This window comes from Gimesia sp. (assembly GCF_048260065.1).
GTDB lineage: Bacteria > Planctomycetota > Planctomycetia > Planctomycetales > Planctomycetaceae > Gimesia.
On the sequence record NZ_JBLXHC010000010.1, the window covers coordinates 37,948 to 62,563 of the forward strand.

Here is a 24,616-nt window from a genome sequence, read left to right on the forward strand (position 1 = left end):
GTTCTCATGCTCATTTTTCGATTGCGAAGGGTCAGTTTAACCCACGTGGTGCGTCAGTTCTGTTCCTCGTTTGCCGGCGAAATATTCTGCGATATTGGCGAAGGTGGTTTCGGCGATGTTATCCAGTGCCTCGCGGGTCAGGAATGCCTGATGCGATGTGATCACCACGTTGTTGAATGTCATCAGCCTCGCCAGCACGTCATCGTCGAGCACCTGGTTCGAAATATCGTGGAAAAAGATACCCGCTTCTTCTTCATAGACATCCAGCCCGGCATAACCGATCTGCCCCGACTTCAAGCCTTCGATCAGAGAGACCGTCTCCACCAGGCCTCCCCGCGACGTATTGATGAGCATCACGCCCCGCTTCATCCGGGCGATGGTCTGGGAATTGATAAGATGATGCGTCTCCTCGAACAGCGGCAGATGCAATGTGACAATATCCGACTGCGCAAACAATGCGTCCAGATCGACATACTCTGTCTGTGGCAGAGAGGCGACTTCGGGATTTTCCTGCACGTCATATGCCAGCACCCGACAGCCGAACCCGTTCAGGATCTGCACAACGCACTGCCCGATTTTACCCGTGCCAATGACGCCCACGGTTTTTCCATACATATCGAAACCGGTCAGCCCATCTAACACAAATGCCCCGGCCCGGTTCCGCAGGTAAGCCTGGTGCAAATGCCGGTTGAGCATCAACATCAACGCGGCTGTATGTTCGGCGACCGCATGCGGCGAATAGGCGGGAACCCGCACGACACTGATGCCGTGCCTCTGACAAGCCTCCAGATCAACGTTATTGAAGCCGGCACAACGCAGAGCGATCAATTCCACCCCCAGTTCAGCCAGCCGCGCAATGACCCGCTCATGGGCCTCATCATTCACGAAGATACAGACCACCTTGCAACCGGCTGCTGCGGAAACAGTTTGTTCATTGAGCGGCGTTTCCATCGGGATCAATTCAAAACGCCCCTCATTTTGATGCGAAAACGAATTGAGGTCGTACTGTTTCGCATCAAAAAAAGCAATCCGTTGGCGGCCTTCCGCATCCTGCCCGACCGGCGTCTGAGACGTGTTCAACTCCGCCAGCATCCGCTCATACGTCACAGCATCCAGGCCGCTCTGACTCTGTAACTGCTCGATGAAGGCCTGAAGCCGTTCCCTGTCGTGTTTGTCTTCCACTACTGACTCTCTCTTAGAAACAGATTCGTTCGATTAGATTTAGCAAGACTGTTCCCGATTATAGAGTGGTGGACACCGTCTGAATACAGTCAGCCAGACCGAAAGCGAGGCTGGACTTTATCCAACCTCAATAATTCTTTACTACCACGAAAAGCACGAAAGATGATAGTCATCATGCAGTCATTTTTGTCTCGCTATTATTTAGAGTGACAATTCCTCAAAGCCATCCAGGGGAATTTCTACTCCGACGCCGAACGAGGCGGCGTTGACAGAGGTCAGGTTGAGTTCACCATTCGTGATGTTGACGCGGGCGAAGCCGTTGTCCATCTCGGTGTAGAGATCGCCGTGCTGCTGGAGCATCAGCTGGCTGATTTCTCTGGGGAACGGGGTCAGACCATTAAAATAGTGGTGGCCGTTGCGTTCGACGGAGGTGTTGCCCAGGGCTGCCTGGGCGGCGAGGTCCTGCAGTAGGGCGACCGGGCCGATATTCACCAGGTCTTCGCCACTCATCTGGTAACGGTTCGTGTTTTCGGTGGCATTGCGGTGGTTGATCAGGCAGCGATGGGCGGTCGCCTTCAGGATGCCTTTACAGTTCTTGTGACTCGTTCCCGCATAACCCAGCTTCAGTGCCTGTTCCAGTGCGCTGAGTTCAGCGTCGGATTCGTCGATGATCACGGGCGGCCCGTTTTCCCAGTCGGCAATGTGCGCGATGGCGGAGTCGAGGGCCACGCTGCGATGCAGGGGCTGCTCGATGAAGATCAGGTTTTCGAAGAAAGCCGACAGAGCCGCGTCGGCCTGGATGCCATCCCAGAGTTCGACGAAGCGGGGGAACTCGCGGTATTGCTCGTTGCCGTCCAGAGTGAAAGCAAAGTCGTTGCCGCAATGTTGTGTGATGACTTTTGCGACGGAACGGAGTCGATCCAGATCGCGGTCGACATCCCCCTGGGCCTTGAGTTTGAAGTGCCTCAGTCCGTAGGCGCGGATGCAGTCTTCCAGCGTTTGTGGCAGGCCATCGTCGATGCGGTCTTCGGACGTGAGGTCGGCGGCGGTCAGAGGATCGGAGAGACCGACCGTGTGGCGGGCGATGATTTTCGTCAGCGGCTGTGCGGGGAGGAACTCAGCTGGCGTGCGACCTGCCAGTTCAGGATGGATGGAAGCCAGATCGAGGCCGACGCGATTCTCCCGCAGTAGCGTGGCCAGGTTACACTGTTCGGCACGCGCGAGTGCATCGAGCAGGGTGCGTTCGACCATTGTGACGCCGAACTGAGCCAGCAGCGAAGGGAAGCCCTGCTCCGCGGCCCAGGTGACCTGTGCCTGATAGACCTGTCGCCAAAAACCAAACGCAGGCGCAGGTGCCGCCTGCCGGGCGAATGCGACGGCCTGCCGGATGACCTGCAGCATTTCGTCGATTTCCTGATCGGCCTGTTTTTCGGGCGACTTGTCGAACCAGCGGGGCAGCAGTCCCTCGGAGGCGATGCCGGTGACGACCTGCCCGCCGATTTCATAGCGGCACTTGAGGAAGACATGCGGTGCCGCGGTCATGACGGCAATACCAAACCGAAAGGGCATGCGGGTCTGCGTCTCCGTGCGATGGAGTGTGGCGTCGAGGAGTTTGAGTTCAGAAAGCATGGGCGAGTTTTCGTTGGTGGTTTGGGATGTTGTCTGTTCGAGAGTGCATTATGATCGGTTTGCCCGGAAATGCAAAAGGGGGAGGCGGTGGACCAGATTCAGTGTGTTGAATACTCATCTTGAATATTCCTGGATTTATCTGGCAAACACTTCGACAAAAACTGGCTCTTTATGGAATATTAATATAACAGCCAGTTCAACCCACTTTCTCATTTTAGAGATGATTCAAGCGCAAATGATGGTTTCAGAAGAGTTTGTATTAAATCTCATCGACTGCCAGGCAAAGCTGTACAGTTATGTTTTGTCGTTAACCGGCAACAAAAACGATACGCACGATATTCTGCAGGAAACCAATAAAAGTATCCTGGAGAAAGCGGTCGACTTCACTCCGGGCACTTCTTTTTCGGCCTGGGCTTCGAAAATCGCCTACTATAAAGTGCTCTCTTATCACCGGGATGCACAACGGGAATCGTTACTGTTTAACGCAGAGCTCCTCAAGGAAATCTCTGAGAAATCGATCTCAAAAAACGAGCAGTACGACAGGCGGCTGGGTTCTCTGTTTCACTGCCTGGAACAACTGCCTGACGATCACCAGCGATTGCTGAAGCAGCGTTACCAGGAAGAGAAGTCGCTGGAAGAAATCGCCGGCATCTGGGGACGAACCTACAACGGTATCACCTCATTACTATATCGACTGAGACTGGCGTTGATTGACTGCGTCGACAAGTCCCTCCAGCTGGAGGACGGCTTATGAACAATTCACAGTCGGACAATTCGCCCCTGGAGATCGATGCGTTGGGAAAAATGATATCACTGCATCTGGACAGTAAGATTTCAGAAGAACAGTTCAGTCAATTACAGCATACGCTGGAGATCGATGAGTCGGCCCGGGATTTCTACGTCGATTTCATCGCAATCCATTCGCAACTGGAACAGATTCATAAAGGCGGTTTTTCGAACAGAGAAAGTCTGAATGCACTTATCCAGGAGCCTAAGGCCCCTTCGAAAATGCCTTATTTCATGCTGATGGGTCTGCCTGCTGCCTTGATTCTGGTGATCTGCGTCTGGATTACCAGTCAACTTCCCGATCCGCCTGTCGAAAAACCCGTTGCGGTTCAGGTGATCGTACCGGAAATCGTCGATTATCATGTGACAGTCGCTGACACTCATGAAGTGAGATTTTTCAATCAGGATCCGTTGAGTATCGGCGATCAGCTGGAAGGTGACAAAATCTACAAACTGGACGGCGGTCAGTTGGAACTGCTTTTCATCACCGGAGTGAAAACATCGATTTCCGCGCCCGCCACGTTTGCGATCACGGGGGAAAATGAAATCAATGTCTCCGCCGGCATCCTGATGGCGAAAGTGACAACACCCAAAGGCAAGGGGTTCACTGTCAGAACACCGGGCGGACCGGTGCGTGATCTGGGAACGCTGTTTGGTGTCGAGATCGACAACGCGGGCACATCGGGCGTGCAGGTCTTCCAAGGTGAAGTAGAACTCGCTGATTCCCGGGGAAAGACCGTAAACCTCATTGAAGGAAACACAATGCGACGTGCAGCAGGTAAGGACCAGTGGCTGCCTGAAGCGCGCCTTTCCCGGAAGTTCTATTCAGTGATTCAGCGAAACAAACAGGCTCTGACGCCGAATATCGTACTCCTGCCCGAGCAGGTTCAAAACATTTTTGGCGCCGATGAACACGTGGGGAAATCCTACCTGCTGTATTCTCCCACATCGTTGCTCGAACGTATTCAGGATAAGGATTTCCAAGCGGCTCGGGCGGAAATTTCGGCACATTATGCAGTGGTCTACTTCAATGAAACCACAGCCGAGTGGGAGTTTCCGAGTAACGAAGGCCTGATCCCGTTTACCCCTGCCGCGACTGATTTAGTACTGGCTTTGATTGAATCCTCTGGCCCCCCCAAGGGGCCGAAGAAAAGAGAGATCACCTATTTTTCCGGCACACAGGACCACATTCACGGTATCCCTTCCGGATATCAGTCAGGTGATCTGCAGCTCATCCCGGACCGGTTCCGGGGCGAAGTGAATTCGGGGGAATACATGCTCGACGGAACTTATTTTATTCGAAACTCAGAGTAGCGTCTGATCAGAACAGGTATAGCGTGTTGATTCAAAAGGTTCGCACGCCCGCTTGTGTGCTCGCCTGACTTTGATGACCTGCCCTTACAGAATTGAGACCAGGAGTTTTTTCATTAGCTATTTATCACCGTATTTCAAGTAACCATGTTTCATTCATTTTATAGAAAGAGGAGTTGATTATGTGCTCTGAACAACACAATCACAGGAGAAAGGGTTTCACGCTGATCGAGCTGCTGGTGGTGATCGCCATCATTGCCATTCTGATTGCCCTGTTACTTCCAGCCGTGCAGCAGGCGCGGGAAGCGGCTCGACGCAGCACCTGCAAAAACAATCTGAAACAGATTGGAATTGCGATGCACAACTATCACTCTTCCCACAGCCTGTTTCCACCAGGGGCGATTGCACCGGGGACAAGTTGTGACGCCATGAGCGGGACTGCACCAGGAACAATCCTCAATCATACGGCTTACCAGATGCTGTTGCCTTACCTCGAACAGACGGCCTTGTATAACAGCTACAATTTCAGTTTACCGAGTGGAAAATCAAATTATGCAGGCTCAGGTTGTACGGGCACGACTCCTACGACCGATCAGCTTTCGGTAGTCACTTCTCCCGTACCCGTATTCCTCTGCCCCTCCGATCCCGGACCGACTAAAGGTTCGAAAGACTATGCCTTTTCACAAGGCAACGGCGCCCAGCGAACCAGCTATGGACTGGTGACCGACCGCTACGACGGGAACTGGACGACGACCTGGGCAAATACCTCTGACCCCAAGAAAGGGATGTGGGGACCCAACGGTTCACCCCGGATACGCGATTTAACCGATGGTACTACCAACGTCCTCTGCATGGCGGAAACACCATTGCGCAAGAAGGGCCAGGAAGACTGGAACGGTCCCTACTGGAACGCTTACACCTACGTGTACTGGATCAATATCCCCGGTCGGGGCATCAATCGAATTTATACCGACCCGTCTTATCCCGGCGTGAACCGTAACGGAGCGGGAAGCGAGCATGAAGGGGGCGTGCATGTCTTACTGGCAGACGGGTCTGTCCGTTTCATGAGTGAAAATGTCGATCAGTTCTCCGTATTGAACGCCTTAACTTCGATCGGCGGTGGCGAAATTATTGGAGAATTCTGATTCGCCTGCGTTCCCCATACCAACAATCCGGGTGCCTCACTTTGAGGCCCCGGCGTTGTGGGATTCGTGCCCGTGCTGCGCGAACGATCAATACAACTGGACCATTTTTTATCTCTTATGAGGTGCGCTATGCTCAAACTTGATTCATCACACACGCTGAAATGGGTCAGCCTGTTAGGCCTGTTTCTGGCGGGCTGTTCTTATCAGCCTGACGATATGCCGAAAATCGCACCGGTATCCGGTGTCGTCACCCTGGATGGCCAACCTTTGCCCGAAGCGGAAATTCTGTTCCAGCCTTCATCGGGTCGCGCTTCCACAGGCATGACTGACGAAAACGGCGAATACACGCTGCTGTTCAACCGGAATACCTATGGTGCCAAAGTCGACGACCATGATGTGAGTATCATTACTTACAAACAGTTCGATCAGGAACTCAGCAAACTGACAGCCAAAGTCACAGAAGGGGATAACGTCATCAATCTGGAATTGAAATCAAAACCAAAAAACAAAACCAGATAGCATACTTCTGCCCTGTTCTCTTAATCAGCGTTTCACTTTCAGAAAGATCACCATGTTCCGTTCCGCTTATGATGTACGATCCTGTCTTGTTCTCTTCGCGTTAATCATTCTGGTCGCAACGCCATCCCGGGGTGAAGATCAAAAGACAGAGCCGACCAATGCCAGTGAAGCGGCTGCCAAAAAAGCAAAACAGGCAGCCGACCTGAATCAGAAGTTCGCCGCCTGGAAAGCGACACTCCCTCCCGAGCAGCAGGAATGGGAAACCGTTCTGGAAGAAAACCTGGGCGGGTTTTATCTCCCCCATTATCAGCGATCGAAGCTGCAGGGAAAAATCACCGCCTGGGATTATGTTGCCGATGATCCGCAGCTGCCGCGCGTCATTCTGATCGGCGATTCCGTTTCCCGCGGCTATACTGTGGCGACCCGAAACGCTCTGGCAGGGAAAGCGAATGTGCACCGCGCCCCCGCCAATTGCGGACCAACGGCGACCGCGTTAAAGCAACTTGATGTCTGGCTGGGCAAAGGGGACTGGGATGTCATTCATTTCAATTTCGGAATCCACGACCGCCGCACGCCGATTGCCGATTATGAAGCACGCCTGGAGACCATCGTAGAACGCCTGCAGAAAACGGGAGCCACACTCATCTGGGCCAGCACGACGCCGGTTCCCACCGACTGGAAAGAAGGACCGTCCATCAAAACCGCCATCGAAGAACGAAACGTCATCGCAGCGCGGGTCATGAAAAAGCACGGCATCGCAATCGACGATCTGTTCACCTTCATCACACCTCAACTGTCTGAAACGCAAAATCCCAAAGATGTGCACTTCAACGAAGACGGCTATACACAACTGGGAACGCAAGTGGCGAAAAGCATTTCAGAAACCCTCAAAAAGCACGAGTCGAAATAGACAACGTCCGGCACAACAGGCACGTAAACGGGGCAGGATTTGAACAGAAATCCCTGCCCTTTTTTCAGTCTGCAAGCAGTTCCCCTGCCCCTCTCCGAGCCAGCCGCCTGCATTGTGTAGAACGGAAACCGCCAGTGAAACGAGTTCCGGATTGACTTCTCTTTACTGCACGTATATCTCTATGGTTATTACGATTCGCATCCCGCGAGTCAGGCCAATGAGAATCGCCATGCCGCTGCTTCTGCGAATCACTGTCTGCTCGCTTTGTCTGGTTGTGGTCGGCGTCATCTTTGCCTTTGGGGCACCGGCGGCAGACAGCTGGCAAAGTCTGCGTTATTTTGCTGTCGGCTCGCTTATTGTGGGGCTCTCACTGATTGCAAGCCTGCTGACTTCAACTCTGTCCGCCCTGCTCCATCCGCAATGGAGACGGGCGGCACTCTGGCTGGCGGCACTCTCATGCCTGCTGCTCGTAAGCGGCTTCTTGATCTGGCTTAATGCCTGACAACCTGATTCACCTCGATTACGGAAGGGAACAGTATGGTATCGCAACGCGTTGATCGGATGATGATGCAGGTAGGAGATCAATACCATGTCTGGCATCTGGAACCGCTGTGGGAGGCCACCCGGGACGCGACGGTGATTGAGGTGGAAATCGAGTCACTCAAACACGTGGACGCCGTCTGCTGGTTCGACGACCATCACCCGGCGACGTTACGCAATGTGGTCGCGCACTTTCAGAGAATGGAACGAGCCGACACCGCTTACCCGATTCTCCTCGACCCCGACGGCCAGCTGTTCGACGGCGCCCACCGCGTCGCCAAAGCCCTGGCCCGCGGTCAATCGACCATCAAAGCAGTCCAGCTCAAAGAAGTCCCCCCGCCCGATGAAATTGTGGCTGCGAGGGAGTGAGCTGGCAGTCATCCACGGAACTTCAGAGGCAGAGTACACACGCGGCCCCCTGCCCGGTTGCTGTCACTTAGACATTTCCGTCAGATCAAATTCCCTCCCTGCGGGTTTTGTGCTTGTGACTCGGGTTTTACCGGGTAACATTAATTGACAATTGATTTATCAGGTGGAAACTTCATTGTGTCGAGGGTTAAGAATGATGCGCTCACTCTTCTTAGCTGTGCTCTTACTGTCTTCCCCGATCTCGGCCTTTGGCCAGGCAAAAATGCCCCGGGTGCAAATTGTCTTCTTAACCCCGGCTGACGTCGATGCGCCACCCGGTGTCGCCCGGCGACTCACACAAGTCGCAGACTACACGGAAGCGATGCTGGTGAAGTGGATGAAAGCGTGGGACTACCCGCCCGCCCGTGAGCAGATCTTCCAGCGAAACGCCGATGGCAGCGTGCAGGTTTTATTCGTCAAATCGCCGGAGACGCTGGCGAGTGGAAAATTTCCCTTGAAGGACGGAAACCTGTCGCGAAAGGGGAAGCTGCTGGCAATGGAGAAATTCAAGCTTCCCAAAACATTAGACGTCTGGTGGGTCTGGGTGTACGTGGGCGATCCGCCGCTGAAGTACAGCAGCTACCTGGGTTCGGGGAACGCGGCAGCGGGTGGGTTGTCGCAGGTCAACTATACGAATCTGCCGGGGGAGATTTCTCTGGAAGACAAGCTGGCGAGCCCCCTCTTGAAAGACCTGACTTTGAAAGGCACCATCCACGAATTCGGTCATGCACTCGGGCTGCCGCACAATGGGCCGCTCATCAAAGAGGATCTGGGTATGCCTCTGATGGGCGCGACGATCGCCAACTATCGCAGGGTGATGAAAAACAAGGAAGAACGGGGTTATGTCACGGAAGCCTCAGCGGCGATTCTGTGGAAGCATCCGTTATTCACGGGAACCGCAGAGCGTCGCTATCAGATTCCCAAAGTCGAATGGCATGACCTCGCTGTGAAGAACGATCGCCAGCAACGGGTGGCACATCTGACCGGACGCGTTACCTCGAACGTCCCGGCGCACAGCATTATCGTTTACGACACGGCACCTGACGTACGAACCCAGTATTTCCAAAAGCCCTACGTGGCCCGTGTAGAAAAAGACGGCACGTTCGACATCACCATCAGCGAACCGGTGAACGTGCAGGCAAAGGGCGTGTTGAAAGTCGTCGCCTGTTGCGAAAACGGAACAATGACCGGCGACGGAAAAACCCGCGGATTCGGCAGCGCGCACGAAATCAAATACCAGACATCACGCACGGGCTATCAGTTGATCAAGTGAGAAACTACGACTGACTCGCGCAGAGTTTCGCGGTATGACAATCAGGCTCACCGGGGGCAGGATTTCAGGTTCCTGGAACCTTTATTTGTTTGATGGCAGTAATTGATACGAGACAGTAATCCTGATAGATTTAGACAGGTTCGTCATTCTATCTCTCAAAGGTTAACGGGCACCATGTGGTTTGATACAGAGACACCATTTTATGGCCAAAAGGGTCCTGACTACGACCTTGTCTGCCCGGCATGCGGTGGTCGTTGCGTCGGTAAAACGTACGCGCGCGGTGTGCGTGGCACGTACCGTAACCCGTACATCGGGTATTGTGTCAAACGAATTCTGTGCTCCCAATGTGGTGTTGTGGGCGAACTCAAATCAGGCGCCTCACTTGAACATCGGTTCTGGTTCCGAATCCGCATTGGTGAGCACGTGCTGTGGGCCGAGAATGAAAGCCGGCTGCGGCAGATCCAAGATGTCCTTACAGGCAACAAAGACCGAAATCAGGCGGCGCTGTATGCACTCCCTCAATGGCTGATCAAGGGCTCAAACCGCTCAAAGGCGATTACTCAGATTGAGAAAATGCTCGCAGATCAATCGTTGCCTGGGACGGCAAACGATTAAACGGTCGACAGGAATCAGTTATCAGTTCCGGGGCCTGTGCGGGGCCATTATTCGACAGGCTGCGGAGCGGGCGGTGTCCAGTTGCCTTCCACGATCTGCCAGCCGGGAATATAACAGCGAACGATGTAGTTCCAGCCATCAGTGATGGGGAGATAATTGGTTGCCTGGGGGTCGCCGCCGAAATGAATCGTCACACTGCCGTCATGATCGCGTTGCGACGTGATGCTGTTGAACGAGTAGGCATTGAGGTCATTGGGTTCAAAGAAACCTTCTTTGTTGTACACGCTAACCGACCAGAAGGCCTCAACGGGCACGTCTTTGGGCATCGTAAGTGTGTAAGCGATCTGGCCGTCGTTCTTTTCAGGCGTAACGTTGAAGTACATCGCCCCGCGCTGCGGGTTCCCGCCCCATCCGAACGCGGCCCCCAGCAGATGCTGAGTCGGATCCACTTCCCCCCTTGGCCCGAAGGCATTGGGAAGGCCGTCAAGCTGCTTGACCAGCTGATTGAGGGTTTGACGGGTTGCCACAAGCGACGCCATGTCCCAGTCTGGCAGCTCAAGTGTGCCCGCTGACGCCTGCTCGACCTTGATCGCATCCTGAAGTGCGTGTGCTTTTTTCATGTCTGCCGGGCTGTTCGGATCACAGAATGTGCGAAACAGCAACATCACGTAGCGTGTGCCGACGTTGTCGATCGTCAACGTCACCTTTCCCGCACCATTCTTGAGAACGGGATTGTACTCGTCCTGGTCGATCACGAGCAGAGACTGAAACCGGTTCGGGGAAGCCGGCTTGATGATCGTCACGGGGCTGGCCAGGTCGTACACGCCAAATGAATACAATGTGTCCCGATTGCCGCGGATGGTCGTCTGGTTTTTTACCGAGTACACCTCGCGCAGATTCATGAGTTTGCCAACGCCACCCGCTTTGGCAGCATAATCCTTGAACTGCAGGTCCGTCTCAGCGCGAACGTAGTTCAGAACGGTAACGGTCTCACCGCCCTTAGCGGCAGTCGACAGGAAGCAGAGAAGCAGGACGGTCAAAAATCGAGTGAAACCCACAACACACTCCTTAAAAAAGGTGCCAGTCGCCGAATGGAAATGAGAAACGGAGTCTATCATGTCGCTGAAGAATAAAACAGTCTCCGTATGCCCGGCCTCCAACGCAATCAGTTTAATTCGTCTTAATAATATAATAACAGAGGAACAGAAACTTAAACGGGACATGATCGAGCTGCGGGACACCACCCGATTATGACTCAGTTGCGTTGCGTTTGCATACTCCCTTTTAATCCTCAGCGGAAACTTTCAACGGAGGTTGGTAGATCCGGAAGGCTTTAATCGGCAGTTTGCCTGTAGTCTGTGGCGTGAGTGTCAGGCTGTGGTCGCCGTTTTTGAAGCCCTGAGCGAGGACCGTGGGATATTCTTTGGAAGAATCCGTGACCGCCGGGGATTGCCAGACATCGACGAACAGCGGTCTGGTTTCCCAGGTGACTTGATAATCTTCAGGCAAACTCTGTTTGCGATAACGCAGGGACCAGTTGACCATCCACATCCGGGGTTCGATCACCACGCGACCGGAGTGGGAAACGAAACGCTGTTTGTGATCGCCAGTGCCGTCGGGGCCCGTTTTGGAGCCGCTGACCTCGTACCGCAGCACATCCTTTTCCAGATCGCATTCGAGGATGCGGGCGGTCCAGGTTTCCACCTGCAGCGGGGTACGATGATCGATGCGATTAAAGGCCGGGCGTCCTGCGACGGGCGTGGGACTGGGGCGCGTGTGATAGTAGAGCTCCGGGAATTGCGAGGGGGATTTCCCGTCCAGCAGCACGTCGGCTTTGGCTGCGTCACCGGGAGCCGCGATCACATCGATGCGGTTGCCTTGAAAATTCAGCGTCAGGGAGCCATCGTCCTTCTTCTGGACACGCGCATCATTTATGGGAACATCGGTAACGAGGCCTTTCCATTTGTCATCGGGAAAACTGGAATCATAACGCAGATGCGGTTTGACCAGCTCGGCGATGAGGAAGTTTCCTAATGCATTGGGGTGCACCGTGTCGCGAAGGGTGTCTTTCACCACCAGGTTATTTTGTTTCAGATAGCCCTGCATACCGGTGCGGACGTCGGCCACTTCGCAATTGAGTTCGCGGCCCAGGCGAAAGTAGAGATCGGAAATCGCCTGATCCTGCGCGTCTTTGGCCAGCACGTCGGGATGCTGCGGGTCGCCGTCCGGCGGGACGGTACTCGGCCAGCGCAGGTTACTGGTCCAGAGCAGGACCTCGGCGGTGGTCCGCTCACGGATGCGGCGGATGATTTTTTCCTGGTGACCGCTTTCCACCCCACTCCAGACGTGAAAGATCACCAGGTCCGGGTAGAAGGGATAGAGATCAAATTCGGCGGTGTTGATCAGGACCGGTCCGCCATAGCCGCCGATGGCGCGATTTTCGATTTCGAGGTCGGCGTGCGGAAAGCGCTTGCGCAGGTCATCCGCCACGTCCTCCCACCACGGATTGCGGGTGACGGACTGGCCGTAGAACAGGATGCGAACCCGATTGCATTTTTCCGGCGTGCTGGTGGCCAGCAGCGTCATCGTCCGCTGAATGTTCGCACCGAAGGTCGCCGGATCGCCGGCAGGTTTCACCGGGGCGAATTTTGCGGCTGGCTGTGCCAACAGGTCAGAACTGCAGGCAACCAGTGTCAGAGAGAGAATCAATGTGGACCGTAACAGCTGCATCAGAATGTTCCTCAAGGCGCGTCGATTAACAGGGGCAGACAGAGACGCACGCAGCGCCGCCGTCGATGTCTATTCTTTTACATTCGCATTTTCAGGTTTCAGAGCGGTTTCAGCAAGTCGCTTTAACAGCTCGACTTTTCCGGGTTCGTTTTTCCAGCCAAAACGCGTTTCGAAGTCTGCCGGGGTGAGGGTTTCCTGGCTTCCATCTTCTTTCAGGATTGTGTAGTAAAAATCGTCCTGCACGTCTCCCAGTATCTGGTAATGTCCGGACTTGTCGATGGCGATGGCTCCCGACTGATCGTTACCATTAAGCACTGACAATGTCCCGACAACGGAATCCTGTCGATGCTCATAAAATGCTACCAGCAGCCCATAAACACTGATTGCCAGAATACTTTCATCCGGTGACCAGGCTGTATTCATGTGATCTAAACCACCATAATGAAATTTGCGATTTCTGACGGGACGACATCCTTTGATGTCATCCTGTATTTTGAACCCGGAAGTATGCTCATAGCTTGCCACTTCGCCATACTTGCTGGTCACAACCGTTTTTCCATCCCGACAAATGTGGACGATTCCGCCCAAATTATATGCTAAGTCAGGAGTCTCTAAAAATACGAAAGGATCACCAGGCTGGAGTGGGAAAAACCCGGTAACCCAGGGCCTGCGTGCAGCAATCACCTTCCCGTCTGGTGACCAGGAAATCGCACCCACTCCTCCATCGATCGTGGTGAATTCTTTCTCAAGTTGACCCGTTTCGACATGGAGCACGGCGATATGGCCAAGCTGCCTCTGCCCCTCATCAATACTCAAACCTGAAATCGCGATCGACTTTCCGTCAGGTGAGAACTCTATTGAAACTAGCTCCGTAATCTTACTGGTGTATGTCCAGACGGGCTTGTCGGTATCGACATCGATCATTTCAAGCGGAAAGCCCCCTCCACCGGTAGTTTGTTTCCAAGTTACCGCAGCCAGAAAGCGGCTATCCGGAGACATACTCAATCTACAATAACCATTGATATGGATCCTCTTGACCCGTTTTCCGGTCTCGGGATCAAATAATCCCACATTGCCATTTGCACCTCTCGTGGACAGGTAACGTCCATCCGAGGTAAAATACAGTCTTTCTCCCAATTGGCCTAATCTGGTCCATTTGTTTTCCTCTGCTAATGAGAGAGTGTGCTCTGAATGATCGAGGTTGAAACAAATCAGGTTCCCTGTGGGCGACCAGTCCAGGAAATGAACTTTCCCATTATAGGCATTGAAAAACGGAGCGGATTTACCATTACTCAGCCCCCAGGCCAGAACCTCATCTCCCCCCGTGAGTAACGTTTGCCCGTCTGGAGAGACATCGATTGAACGAACGTGTGATTGTGGTTTGTACTCCGCGAGAATTTCACCCGTGGTTAAGTCCCGTCGCACGATTACATTTCCACCGCGAAGTTCCAAGATCTCCGAACGAGTGGGAGAAAAAACAAATGAGTAAATTTGTTCCGATTCGATCGCAGGCCTGGCAGGCTCAGCGTGGGAGGTGTTCCAGAACTCGAGCAGCGACTTATTATTCTGGAGACTGTTCGTCGCGAGATATTCCCCCCGGGGTGCATACTCCAGCCCTTTTAGTTGACCGGAAAGTTTGATTCGACTGATTTCTTCCCAACTGGTCGTATCCCAGATAATGACACCGTCTTCCCGGCTGGCGGAGGCCAATTCACGGCCATCTGGTGACCAGCAAAGGAAACGAACCTCTCCCTGATGTTCTTTCAAAACAGTCGGTTTGACACCTGTATCCAGATTACGGACTGTCACTTCTTTCCCATTGCAGGTCGCCAGGAGTTGGCGCTGAGGATCCCATGCCAGAACCGGTGAACCAACCTGATCTTTGGAGAAGGAACGCACTTTCTGGCCGGTATTAGCATCTCTGATCTGAAGTCTGGTCCTGCCTGTCCCTCCGATGGTCAAATATTTCCCGTTGGGAGAAAATGATAATTCACCCGCGATATGCTCCAATGAAAAAACGTGAAGCAGTTCTTTTGAAGTCGCATTCCACAATCTCACGGTGCAATCATCGCTCCTGGTAGCCAGAAGTTTTCCATCGGGAGAATACAAAACCCGGCTCACCTGAAGGCGGGGAATGCGGCTGTTGATCGTCCAACTCAATAAGCCGGGCAGCGGCGGTGGCGTCTGGAGGAGCGCATATTTCGCGAGCGGCTCACCTGCCTGATGCGTGACTGGTTCCGCTGCCAGTTTCAGAGGGAAAGGCTCAAGTTTTACAGGCGATTTGCTTTCAGGAGCTTCCGCTTTGAGTGCAGGAGCGGTTTCAGCAAGTCGCTTTAACAGCTCGACTTTTCTGGGTTCGTTTTTCCAGCCAAAGCGGGTTTCGAAGTCTGCCGGGGTGAGGGTTTCCTGACCGCCATCTTCTTTCAGGATTGTGTAGCAGACTTGATCCTGCACCTTTCCTAATACTCGATAATGTCCGGACTTGTCGACGGCGATCGCTCCCAAGTGGTCAGAAGTCTGTATCAGAGACAATGCCCCGAGGACAGTATCTTGTTGATGTTCGTAAAACGCGACCAGTTGGTTATTCACATTGATTGCCAGGATACGATCATCCGGTGACCAGGCTGTATTCTCCTTGGATAAATGAAACGAGGTCCCGATAAAAAAGTTGCGTTTTCTGACGGCACTTCGCAGTCGTTCAATCTTATTTTGTAATTTAAACCCGGAGGTAAGATCCCAGCTTGCTACATCGCCATACTTGCTGGCCACTATCGTTTTACCATCACGACAAAAGTGGACGACTCCCCCCAAATTAAATCCTACACTGCTAAAATGTAAATTATCGTAAGGATCACCAGGCTGGAGTGGGTAAAACTGGGTAGTCCAGCCCCTGCGTGCAACAATCGCCTTACTGTCTGGTGACCAGGTAATCGCGCCCACTCCTTCATGAATTCTGGTGAATTCTTTCTCAAGTTGACCCGTTTTCACATTGAGCACTTCGATATTACCAGACTTCTCCTTATCATGTGTCAAACCCGAAATCGCAATCCACTTTCCGTCAGGTGAGAACTCTGTTGAACCTAGTTCCGAAATCTTACTGATGTGTGTCCAGACAGGCTTTTTATTTTCGACATCGATCAATTCAAGCGGAAATCCCCCTCCATCGGGATTTTTCTTCGTACTTACCGCAGCCAGTAAGCGACTATCCGGTGACAAACTCACTCTACAATAACCATTGACCTGAATCGTCTTGACCTTGATTCCGGTCTCGGGATCAAAAAACCCCACCTTTTCAGGTGCTTCTTTCGCGTACAGGTAGCGTTCATCTGATGTAAAACCAAAGTTCCCTCCCAGACCGCCTACCCTGTTCCATCTGTAGTTGTCAGCCAGGGAGAGGGTTTGCAGTGTGTAATAGTCAGCGAAACTGATCAGGTTGCCTATAGGCGACCAGTTCAGGAAAAGAATCTTCCCCCGGGAGACTTCAAAAAACGGTTCCGGTTTACCGTGACTCAGCCCCCAGGCCAGCACGTCACTCCCGCCCGTAACTAACGTCTCTCCGTCGGGAGACATATCAATCGAACGGACCATCGACGGGGCTTTGTACTCCGCGAGAATTTCACCTGTGGTTAAATCCCGCCGCGCGACGACATTTCCCCCCCGCAGTTCCATAATCTCGGGACGTGTGGGAGAAAAAACAAATGCGTAAATTTGTTCCGATTCGATCGCAGGCCTGGCAGGCTCAGTGTTGGATGTCTGCCAGAACTCGAGCAGCGTTTTATTATTTTTGAGTCTGCTCGTCGCGAGATATTCTCCCCGTGGTGCATACGTCAGCCCCTTTAGTTGACCGGAAAGTTTGATTCGACTGATTTCTTCCCAACTGTTCGTATCCCAGATAATGACTCCGTCTTCCCGGCTGGCGGAGGCTAACTCTCGCCCATCTGGTGACCAGCAAAGGAAACGGACCTCTCCGTGGTGTCCTTCCAGAACAATCGGCTTCACGCCCGTCTCCAGGTTGCGGACAGTAATGTCATTATTATTGCAGGTCGCCAGTCGTGGGCTCCGAGGATCCCATGCCAGGGCCGATGAACCGACCTCATCTTCGGAGAAAGAACGTACCATCTGACCGGTTTTAACATCTCTGATTCCAAGCGTGGTCTTGCCTGTCCCTCCGGTGGCCAGATATTTCCCGTCAGGAGAAAACGTTAAAACGCCCGCGTTGCTATCGACGGAAAAAACATGACGCAGTTCCCTAAGATTCACATCCCATATTCTCACAGTGGAGTCATCGCTTCTGGTAGCCAGAAGTTTTCCATCAGGAGAATACAGAGCCCGGCCCACTTCGCTGCGAGGGATGCGGCTGTTGATTGTCCAACTCAATAAGCCCGGCAACTGTGGTGGCGTTTGAAGCAGCGCATATTTCGAAAGCGGTTCACCCGGCTGATGCGTGACTGGTTCCGCTGCCAGTTTCAGAGGGTATGACTCAAGTTTTTCAGGCGATTCACTGACGGGAGGAGCATCGCCCTTGTTTCCTTCGACTGGTGGATTTGCAGCTGCAGGCATCACTGTTTCAGGTGCTTTCGCTTTGAGTACAGGAGCAGCCTGTGGAGCCGCCGAGGCAACTTCTTCAGCAGGTTCAACAGAAGGAATCTCCGCACGACGATTCGAGAACGAAGTCATACCGGTGAGTTCACTGAATCCCAAAGCGACCAGTAATAGAATCGGAATCCCCGCATAGAACCAGTTTTGCTTTGTCTTTGTCTGAACTTCAGCCGCCGGGCTCACCTGGGCCGAATACGCCTGAGTCCCTTCCGGATCATCAATGACAGGCACCCGTCCCGCCTGGACTTCATTCAGACAATAGGTGAGCAGTTCACTGACTTTCGCAGCGGAATCATAACGATCGTCAGGATCCTTGGCATGCAGATTTTCAATCAACCTGCAGAGCCAGCCGGGTGCTTCCGGAATGATCTCCTGAATGGGCCGTGCCGTCTCTTCAGCAACACGTTTGAGGACCGCAACCGTCGTTGGTGCACGAAACGGAGGGCGTCCGCTGACCATCTGGTATAATACACTTCCCAGACTAAACAGATCGGCCCGCTGGTCGAGTTTCTGCCCGAGCGCCTGTTCGGGAGCCATATACAACGGTGTGCCGGCAATCGTTCCGCTTTGCGTCATGCTTGCGTCATCGGCCGTACGAGCCAGACCAAAGTCGGTGATTTTGACATGAGTATTGACGCCACTCTTCAACAATATATTTCCCGGCTTGATATCGCGGTGAATGAGCTGCTGTTCGTGGGCAGCGACCAGTCCATCTGCAATCTGCTTGCCAATCAACAGTACGTCAATCAGATCAAGCGGCCCCTGTCCATCGAGCCGTTCCTGCAGCGTCTCGCCCGGAATATACTCCATCACCAGATAGGGTGTCGGCTCATTTTCAACCGCGAAAATACTGACCACATTGTCGTGTCGCACCGCAGCTGAAGTGCGGGCTTCTCTCAAAAAACGTTTTCGCGCAGGTGAGGTTGCCGCCATTTCAGGTGCCAGGACTTTGATGGCAACCGTACGATGCAGTTTTTCATCGAATCCTTTCAGCACAGTCCCGAAGGCCCCTTTGCCGATCAGTTCGAGAATCTCGTAATGTCCCAGTCGACCAAGAGAATCAGGTCGGGTTGATGGCTCCAGATAGCCGGGAAGAATCGGGTCCGTCGCAGTCAATTCGTCCTGAATAATCGTTTTGATTGCATCGTCCAGCGGGTCAGAGCCATCCTCCGCATGTTGCGCATCCGAAGAATCTTCAGCGTGAACCGTCGTCGGCGCGGGGCGTTTTTTGGATGGGGGAGAAATCTGTCTGGCCACAGGAGTATTGAGAAACTGGCTCTCTTTTTCGTGCGCTGCCAGTAAGGCTTTTACCCTGGTGCACAGTTCAGGATGGTCCACACTGGCTGCTTCGAGATATTCCTCGCGTGCCTCTGGATCCTCAATTGCCAACGCGGCTAGAAAAAGCTCTCGTTCGTTCATAATTTAAACAGTCTGTTCCCGTGATGGTGATCTGAAATGTGAGCGAAGGGTCTGTAAACAATGCGACGAATCTGCTGCAATTACGCCAGAGAATCCTTAATTTTTCTCAAATTCGTTCTCCGAGTCAGAGAGATCGGTCGCCAACCAGGCTCGTGCGAAGGCCCAGACCCGGTCTGCGGTGCGCGGGGAGATCCCCAGGATTTCTGCTGCCTCGACGTTGGAGAGGCCTACGAAATATCGTAAATGGACGAGTTCGACTGCCTGCGGATCGACGGAATCCAATCGTTCCAGGGATTCATTGAGCGCGATCAGATCTTCGTGGATTTCAGGGGCAACCACAGCCACCAGATCCAGGTCCTGTCGTTTTAAACCGCCGCCATGTTTGACTCGCTGCTTGCGTCTTGCATTTTCCACGAGAATCCGGCGCATCGCTCTGGCGGCCGCTGCAAAAAAATGTGACCGCCCATCCCACTGCTGTGACTGGGGAGAATCGACGAGCCTCAAGTACGCTTCATGCACCAGGGCGGTTGCCTGCAAGGTTTGACCGGGAGTTTCCGTGCGAAGTTTCGCTGCAGCGAGTTTGCGTAACTCACTATAGACCATTGGCAGCAATTCATCTGCTGCCTCGGAATCCCCCTGTTCGATGCGAGAAAGAATTTGAGTCAAACCATTCATGATGCTCTAAGATAACCGGGCATCTGAACGATTTCCATTACAAATAAAAATAAAAGCTCGAACTGAAAAAGCCCGCCGGAACGGGAGGAACTGCCGTGTTTTGACGGTCTGGCTTTCGTGTCAAACAGGTGCCTCTTCTACGATTAAATGCAGGTTCGCTTCACTTTCAGGCAGACCAGAAATTGCCAATCGCAGTACGGGAAATAGAACCGGGGTGCGGACCCGATTGCGTTTTTCCGGCGTGCTGGTGGTCAGCAGCGTCAGCGTCCGTTGAATGTTCCTCAGGCGGAGTCGATTGACAGGAGGATGCAGAGACGCACGGAGCAGCACATTGCCACGTGGTATCTGACTGGGGGAATTGCTGTGTCTGTGGTTCTATGAGAATTGAGTTTGGGCCGGGTATGTAGTGGGAAATGAGTCAGGACTTAATTGAAGATGAGATCAATTTCAAAAAACAGGTTTTTAGAAAAAAACAACAATCAAACGATCTGGTTGGGATTTTCTATTTCTTCATGTGTCAAAATCCGAGTTCTCTTCGCGAGCTTTTGAAGTTTTTTATTTGGGATCGCAATACCTCCTTCACCGGAGATACTACAATGCCCGGGGTCAATAGGAGTCGGATCATAAAAGATTTCAAAGCCTGCTTCTCTTACGTCTTTAGCAAGAAACATACAAACCATCCACCCATTATTGTCTTTACCAGATTCCTGAAGCTGGTCTAACAATTGTTTTGGTGTAGTATGACTCAGAAGGGAACAGGAGAGAAAGTCTTCGTCTCGCGCTGTTGCCATTGCAATTGAGGTTGCCCTCAACCCTCCACCTTTTCGATCAGCACATGTGGCTAAAAATGATTGAGTGGGTGGTACTCTTCTCAATATAATTTGTTCGTCGTCAATTGATTCCACAAATTATTGAAGCCCTTCCTGTGCCTTTTATTACTTGGTAAGAATAAGCCTGATATCCATTGGATCAACAGTTTCGCCCTCACATTCTTTTTCGGGAGAACATTCATCGGTATATGAATAGCGAATGCCAACTGCAGGATCAATTTCTATCTCAAGTTCACGAGTGAAATCGTGCCATTCCCACGTCAAAACCACATTCCCCGTTGGTGAAGCACCAATCCGAGGGCAATTCACAGCAGACATCTTGGAAAGCTCAAATATAATATCACGAGCAAGTTGTATTGATTTAATACTCACAGGTTTAGCACCATAACTATTCCAGTTTGGTTCCAATTCCTGGAGTTTAAAAATATTTTTTTCGCACTCGTGAAACCATTCTGAATGCTTCTGCCACCATTCAGTAAGTCCTTCCCCTGTATCCATGGCGATCGATTCCACGAGGCTGGATTTTGAAAAAGCGGAAATATCATCTGCTACGCATGTTGGACTCATGGTTTACTCCGTTTCCAACGTTCTTTCTGAATCTGATCACTAGTAAGACTCGCAAAACCTTTCACCACCCAGAGGTGAGCGAGATCCATAGATTCCTTAAGTTCGTCTGTTTTATTGATATTCACTCTTGCTGTGATTTTTAAAAGAATAAAATCTTGACCATCACTATCTACGGCAAAACCAGCCTCAACATATAATCGACCCTGCATGTCGCCAATTACAAATACTCGATTGAATGATGCATTCTCTGGCGGCTGACGAAGCCATCCGTCTGAAGTTTTCCACTCTAAACCAGTGAAGACGGTTCCAAAATAATCACTTAGGTTTTCACCGTCTTTAGTATAAAGTCGGTTAATATAAGTAACTTCACAGAGATTTGGTTTTATCTCTCCCAAATCATTCTTTGCTGCCCAGTCAGAAAAGGATTTAAATTCATTTAAACATACCGGTAAATATGTTTCATACCGAGGATACTCTTCAAGATCCTTTCGGCACCAATTAAATACATACCTGTCTGGTTGTATTTGCAGCATCTTACTTCCATTATCAGGCTCTTTATACCAAACCCTCTCAGGCCCCCCCTCATTCGATCTAAACCGAATTCCTTGCATTTGAGGGATTCTGGGGAAATATTCTTTTACTGGAGCTAGCCTAGACTTATCAACGACAATTGGAAATCTATCTTTGACTGTTTCATAGAACATACCAAAGTGCGTTGTCTTGAAATTTGATAATTCATCAAATTGAATTGAAAGAGCAGTCTCTATGACAGGAGGATTGTCAAAAGATGGGCAATTTTCGTTACTCATGCTGAGAGTTTTTCTTCCATATAAGGCCGAATTTGAGCATAGACATCTACCAGCCTTTATCGCATTAATCACATTCTATCACAGTATATGTCACCACAAATGAGTAAAGTGATCATTATTGTAATAGTAACCCTACCGTTCGTGAATATTCCACTATTTTAGATATATCTCTTTTGCATTTTATACTCATCGGCATAAATGGGTCAATGCATATTAGACTCACAGCATCAACACAAGTCTATAACAGAAAAACATTTACACAGCCCAGCAGCCATACTTAAATACTCTAAAATTGATCTGTTTTTCTCATCTCATGAATCACAACTTTATTAGAACTCATCTTATTTCTTGGCAAAATCATTCGGGAGAAATGTTTTGCTTTTCCAGGTTGATAAATTCTTTCTCAATGTTGAGCAGGCCAAACGTAACACCCTTATTGGATCGGAATGATTTGTTGAGGGAGTTGATTTGCCTGAAAAAGCGCCGCTCAACGCTCCATTTTCCGCTCCAGCAACAAACCCTGATACCCGGCGGGGATCAGGAGTTGGTTGTTCCAGAAGCGGCAGGCGCCGGGGTGGCCTGTTAGATCATATTCGCCGACCGGTTTGGGGTGCTGGAGGTCGGTGATGTCGAAGAGTTCCACACGTTGATCGGGGCGGCGGGAGAGGGCCAGTAAATTGCCGTTGGTGCTGGGGCGGCCGCGGAGACGATGGCCGGGGACTGAGATCGCGGGCAGCTGACTGACTTCGCGCTGGTCGCCGGGGTCGAGCAGTTGCAGCTTGCCGTGTTTGACGAGCAGCAGTTGGTCGCCCAACAGACAGACGCCGTCGGTAAAGCTGTAGCGCCGCTCGTCGGGCGTATTGCCCTGGTAAACGGGTTTCTCACCGGAGACGTCGTACCAGGCCGGTCCGCTGCGGTGCCAGTAGGCGACCAGGTAACGGCCCCCCAGCAGTTCGGGGACCAGCTGATCGCCGTAGAACAGGCCGACCTGGGAATCTTTCAGGACCACACGGGGGTGGGCGGGATCCTGGAGGTCGGCGATCTCCACGGCGGAGCTGCCCCAGTGGTATAAGGCGAACCGCCCTGGGGCGGGACAGGCGACCTGTTTCACATTGCGGTTCTTCAACTGGAGGCGACCGATTTCCGTCAGCTTCCATTCGGGGCCGATGTCGTAGATGGCGAGACCGGCGTCGTTCTCGGCGGCATACAGTCGCGAACCGGAGACGGCCAGGTGCATCACTTCCCCTTTGCCCGGGGTCACGCTGACCGGCTCCAGGGTTTTACCGAGCTTCACGGCATGAATGCCCGCACTGCCGCAGGCGGCCCAGGCGATGTCCCCCACGACGGTGGCAGAGCGGACCTGACCGCCGGGCTGGTAGCTGAGGAAACGGGGATCGCCGGACTGGTCTGCAACGGCTTTCAGTTCAGGTGCCTGGTCCTGTTCGGGGACGACCGGAGTGGCGATGCCGGGCGCGGGGACGACGTAGAGTCCGGTGAAGATGCCGGCGGCGTAGATCACTCCCTGGCCAAGGGCGATGCCGCCAACCGGGTCGGGAGTGCTGTCACTCTTTGACCTGGGCGGGAGGATGGCGTGGGCGACGATCCGCGGTTGCTTGATGTCGTGAATGTTGACGACGAAGAGTCCGTTCCAGGTGTCGGCGACGACACAGTGATCACCGGCGACGCGGGCGGTCCACATGTCGTTCGAAATGTGATAGGAGGCCGGGAACTTGACGCGGGAGACGAAGGTCGGTTTTTCGGGATCGGCGACATTGAAGATTTCGAGTCCGTGCCCTTTGCCGTCATCGCGGCTCCCCCGCGAATGGTGTCCGGTGGCGGCGAAGCAAAAGTTGCCGCGCAGGCAGCCGCCGTCACCAAAACCGTCGAGGGGGGCTTCACTGATGATGGTGGGTTGGCGCGGGTTGCGGACGTCGGCGATGACGAGTTTTCGGGGCGCCCAGTCGCCGATATACAGCAGGCCGTCGCGGGCCCAGCAGGACTGGGCTTCGCCCGTTTTCAGCATGCTGACATGTTGCGGGGCGCGAGGGTCGGAGACGTCGATGATCTCAACGCCGTACTGCCGCGTGGCGACGAAGGCCAGAGAGCCGGAGACCCAGATGCCGGTGGCCATCTCGACGGTGTCGTAGTGACTCAGGAGTTGGGGTTTGTTCGTATCGGAGATATCGACGAGCCAGAGTCCATCCTGGCGGGCGGTGATATAGGCGATGTTGTCTTTGATAAAGAGCTGGCGGGTGTTGCCCAGGCCGGAGAGTTCGCCGAGCGGGACCGGTTTTTCGGGCCGGGTAATGTCGAGCACGTGGAACTTGCCGCGCCCGGTGGCATAGAGGCGGTTGCCAGCCACGGCGACAGCCTGACAGGCATCGACGCCGTCGACCCGATGGGGAGTCAATGCGGGGCCGTAGGTGTCTGATGGTGGTGCGGCGGGGAGGAACTTCGGAGTGGCGATGACCAGGAGGCAGATGAGGAGTGCAAATTTCAGACGGGGAATGTTCATGGTGAGCGTGCTTTGCAGGTTGAATTTCAATGTGACAGGTTGCAGGAATCAACTTTTGATTATGTGGGGACGGGGGTATGATGTCAATTTGTCTGGGGTGTGGTGGTAGCTGAGCACTGTCGGGCAAGCCGACAGATGGCACCCGGAGGTTTGT

General features: G+C 52.8%; 20 protein-coding genes. 9 read left to right on the forward strand and 11 right to left on the reverse strand.

What is annotated here, in order from left to right:
- Positions 1-36: 36 nt before the first annotated feature.
- A complete protein-coding gene (locus ACN0YN_RS18490; RefSeq protein ID WP_417386683.1) occupies positions 37-1,092 on the reverse strand; it encodes a 2-hydroxyacid dehydrogenase in 1,056 nt (351 codons plus the stop codon).
- Between the two features lie 291 nt (positions 1,093-1,383).
- Complete coding sequence (locus ACN0YN_RS18495; RefSeq protein ID WP_417386484.1) at positions 1,384-2,811, reverse strand: hypothetical protein; 1,428 nt, start codon at positions 2,809-2,811, stop codon at positions 1,384-1,386.
- 235 nt (positions 2,812-3,046) lie between these two features.
- Between ACN0YN_RS18495 and ACN0YN_RS18500 the strand changes: the two genes are divergently transcribed.
- The 9 genes from ACN0YN_RS18500 (at position 3,047) to ACN0YN_RS18540 (ending at position 10,318) form a co-directional block, all read left to right on the forward strand.
- Positions 3,047-3,565 carry a sigma-70 family RNA polymerase sigma factor gene (locus ACN0YN_RS18500; protein WP_417386485.1) on the forward strand — a complete coding sequence of 173 codons (519 nt, stop codon included), beginning with the start codon at positions 3,047-3,049 and terminating at the stop codon, positions 3,563-3,565.
- Complete coding sequence (locus tag ACN0YN_RS18505) at positions 3,562-4,911, forward strand: FecR domain-containing protein (protein ID WP_417386486.1); 1,350 nt, start codon at positions 3,562-3,564, stop codon at positions 4,909-4,911. Before ACN0YN_RS18500 ends, ACN0YN_RS18505 begins: the two co-directional genes overlap by 4 nt.
- A 179-nt stretch (positions 4,912-5,090) precedes the next feature.
- A complete protein-coding gene (locus ACN0YN_RS18510; protein ID WP_417386487.1) occupies positions 5,091-6,053 on the forward strand; it encodes a DUF1559 domain-containing protein in 963 nt (320 codons plus the stop codon).
- A gap of 129 nt (positions 6,054-6,182) precedes the next feature.
- The gene (locus ACN0YN_RS18515; RefSeq protein ID WP_417386488.1) at positions 6,183-6,572 is read left to right on the forward strand and encodes a carboxypeptidase-like regulatory domain-containing protein; all 390 of its coding nucleotides are present in this window, start codon (positions 6,183-6,185) and stop codon (positions 6,570-6,572) included.
- A 52-nt stretch (positions 6,573-6,624) separates the two neighbouring features.
- Positions 6,625-7,482: an SGNH/GDSL hydrolase family protein gene (locus ACN0YN_RS18520; protein WP_417386489.1), complete on the forward strand. Its 858-nt coding sequence runs from the start codon at positions 6,625-6,627 to the stop codon at positions 7,480-7,482.
- Between the two features lie 229 nt (positions 7,483-7,711).
- Positions 7,712-7,984, forward strand: a complete 273-nt coding sequence (locus ACN0YN_RS18525; protein ID WP_417386490.1) for a hypothetical protein — start codon at positions 7,712-7,714, stop codon at positions 7,982-7,984.
- A gap of 35 nt (positions 7,985-8,019) precedes the next feature.
- Positions 8,020-8,391 carry a hypothetical protein gene (locus ACN0YN_RS18530; protein WP_417386491.1) on the forward strand — a complete coding sequence of 124 codons (372 nt, stop codon included), beginning with the start codon at positions 8,020-8,022 and terminating at the stop codon, positions 8,389-8,391.
- 193 nt (positions 8,392-8,584) lie between these two features.
- A complete protein-coding gene (locus ACN0YN_RS18535) occupies positions 8,585-9,703 on the forward strand; it encodes a hypothetical protein (RefSeq protein WP_417386492.1) in 1,119 nt (372 codons plus the stop codon).
- Positions 9,704-9,877: 174 nt separating this feature from the next.
- On the forward strand, positions 9,878-10,318 hold the full coding sequence (locus tag ACN0YN_RS18540; protein WP_417386493.1) for a hypothetical protein: 441 nt from the start codon (positions 9,878-9,880) through the stop codon (positions 10,316-10,318).
- Between the two features lie 47 nt (positions 10,319-10,365).
- Here the strand turns inward: ACN0YN_RS18540 and ACN0YN_RS18545 are convergent, their stop codons facing one another.
- The 9 genes from ACN0YN_RS18545 to ACN0YN_RS18585 all read right to left on the reverse strand — a co-directional run bounded on the left by ACN0YN_RS18545 (position 10,366) and on the right by ACN0YN_RS18585 (position 24,492).
- Positions 10,366-11,376 carry a DUF1214 domain-containing protein gene (locus ACN0YN_RS18545; RefSeq protein WP_417386494.1) on the reverse strand — a complete coding sequence of 337 codons (1,011 nt, stop codon included), beginning with the start codon at positions 11,374-11,376 and terminating at the stop codon, positions 10,366-10,368.
- A gap of 226 nt (positions 11,377-11,602) precedes the next feature.
- The gene (locus tag ACN0YN_RS18550) at positions 11,603-13,048 is read right to left on the reverse strand and encodes an SGNH/GDSL hydrolase family protein (RefSeq protein ID WP_417386495.1); all 1,446 of its coding nucleotides are present in this window, start codon (positions 13,046-13,048) and stop codon (positions 11,603-11,605) included.
- Positions 13,049-13,117: 69 nt separating this feature from the next.
- On the reverse strand, positions 13,118-19,066 hold the full coding sequence (locus tag ACN0YN_RS18555) for a protein kinase domain-containing protein (RefSeq protein ID WP_417386496.1): 5,949 nt from the start codon (positions 19,064-19,066) through the stop codon (positions 13,118-13,120).
- 96 nt (positions 19,067-19,162) lie between these two features.
- On the reverse strand, positions 19,163-19,741 hold the full coding sequence (locus ACN0YN_RS18560) for an ECF-type sigma factor (protein WP_417386497.1): 579 nt from the start codon (positions 19,739-19,741) through the stop codon (positions 19,163-19,165).
- 120 nt (positions 19,742-19,861) lie between these two features.
- Positions 19,862-20,071, reverse strand: a complete 210-nt coding sequence (locus tag ACN0YN_RS18565) for a hypothetical protein (protein ID WP_417386498.1) — start codon at positions 20,069-20,071, stop codon at positions 19,862-19,864.
- A 149-nt stretch (positions 20,072-20,220) separates the two neighbouring features.
- Positions 20,221-20,646, reverse strand: coding sequence for a hypothetical protein (locus ACN0YN_RS18570; protein ID WP_417386499.1), 426 nt, complete (start codon positions 20,644-20,646; stop codon positions 20,221-20,223).
- 30 nt (positions 20,647-20,676) lie between these two features.
- A complete protein-coding gene (locus ACN0YN_RS18575; RefSeq protein ID WP_417386500.1) occupies positions 20,677-21,138 on the reverse strand; it encodes a hypothetical protein in 462 nt (153 codons plus the stop codon).
- Positions 21,135-21,947 (reverse strand): TIGR04255 family protein, encoded by an 813-nt coding sequence (locus tag ACN0YN_RS18580; protein ID WP_417386501.1) that lies wholly within the window; start codon positions 21,945-21,947, stop codon positions 21,135-21,137. The genes ACN0YN_RS18575 and ACN0YN_RS18580 overlap by 4 nt, the downstream gene beginning before the upstream one ends.
- Before the next feature lie 487 nt (positions 21,948-22,434).
- A complete protein-coding gene (locus ACN0YN_RS18585; protein WP_417386502.1) occupies positions 22,435-24,492 on the reverse strand; it encodes a hypothetical protein in 2,058 nt (685 codons plus the stop codon).
- Positions 24,493-24,616: the final 124 nt, after the last annotated feature.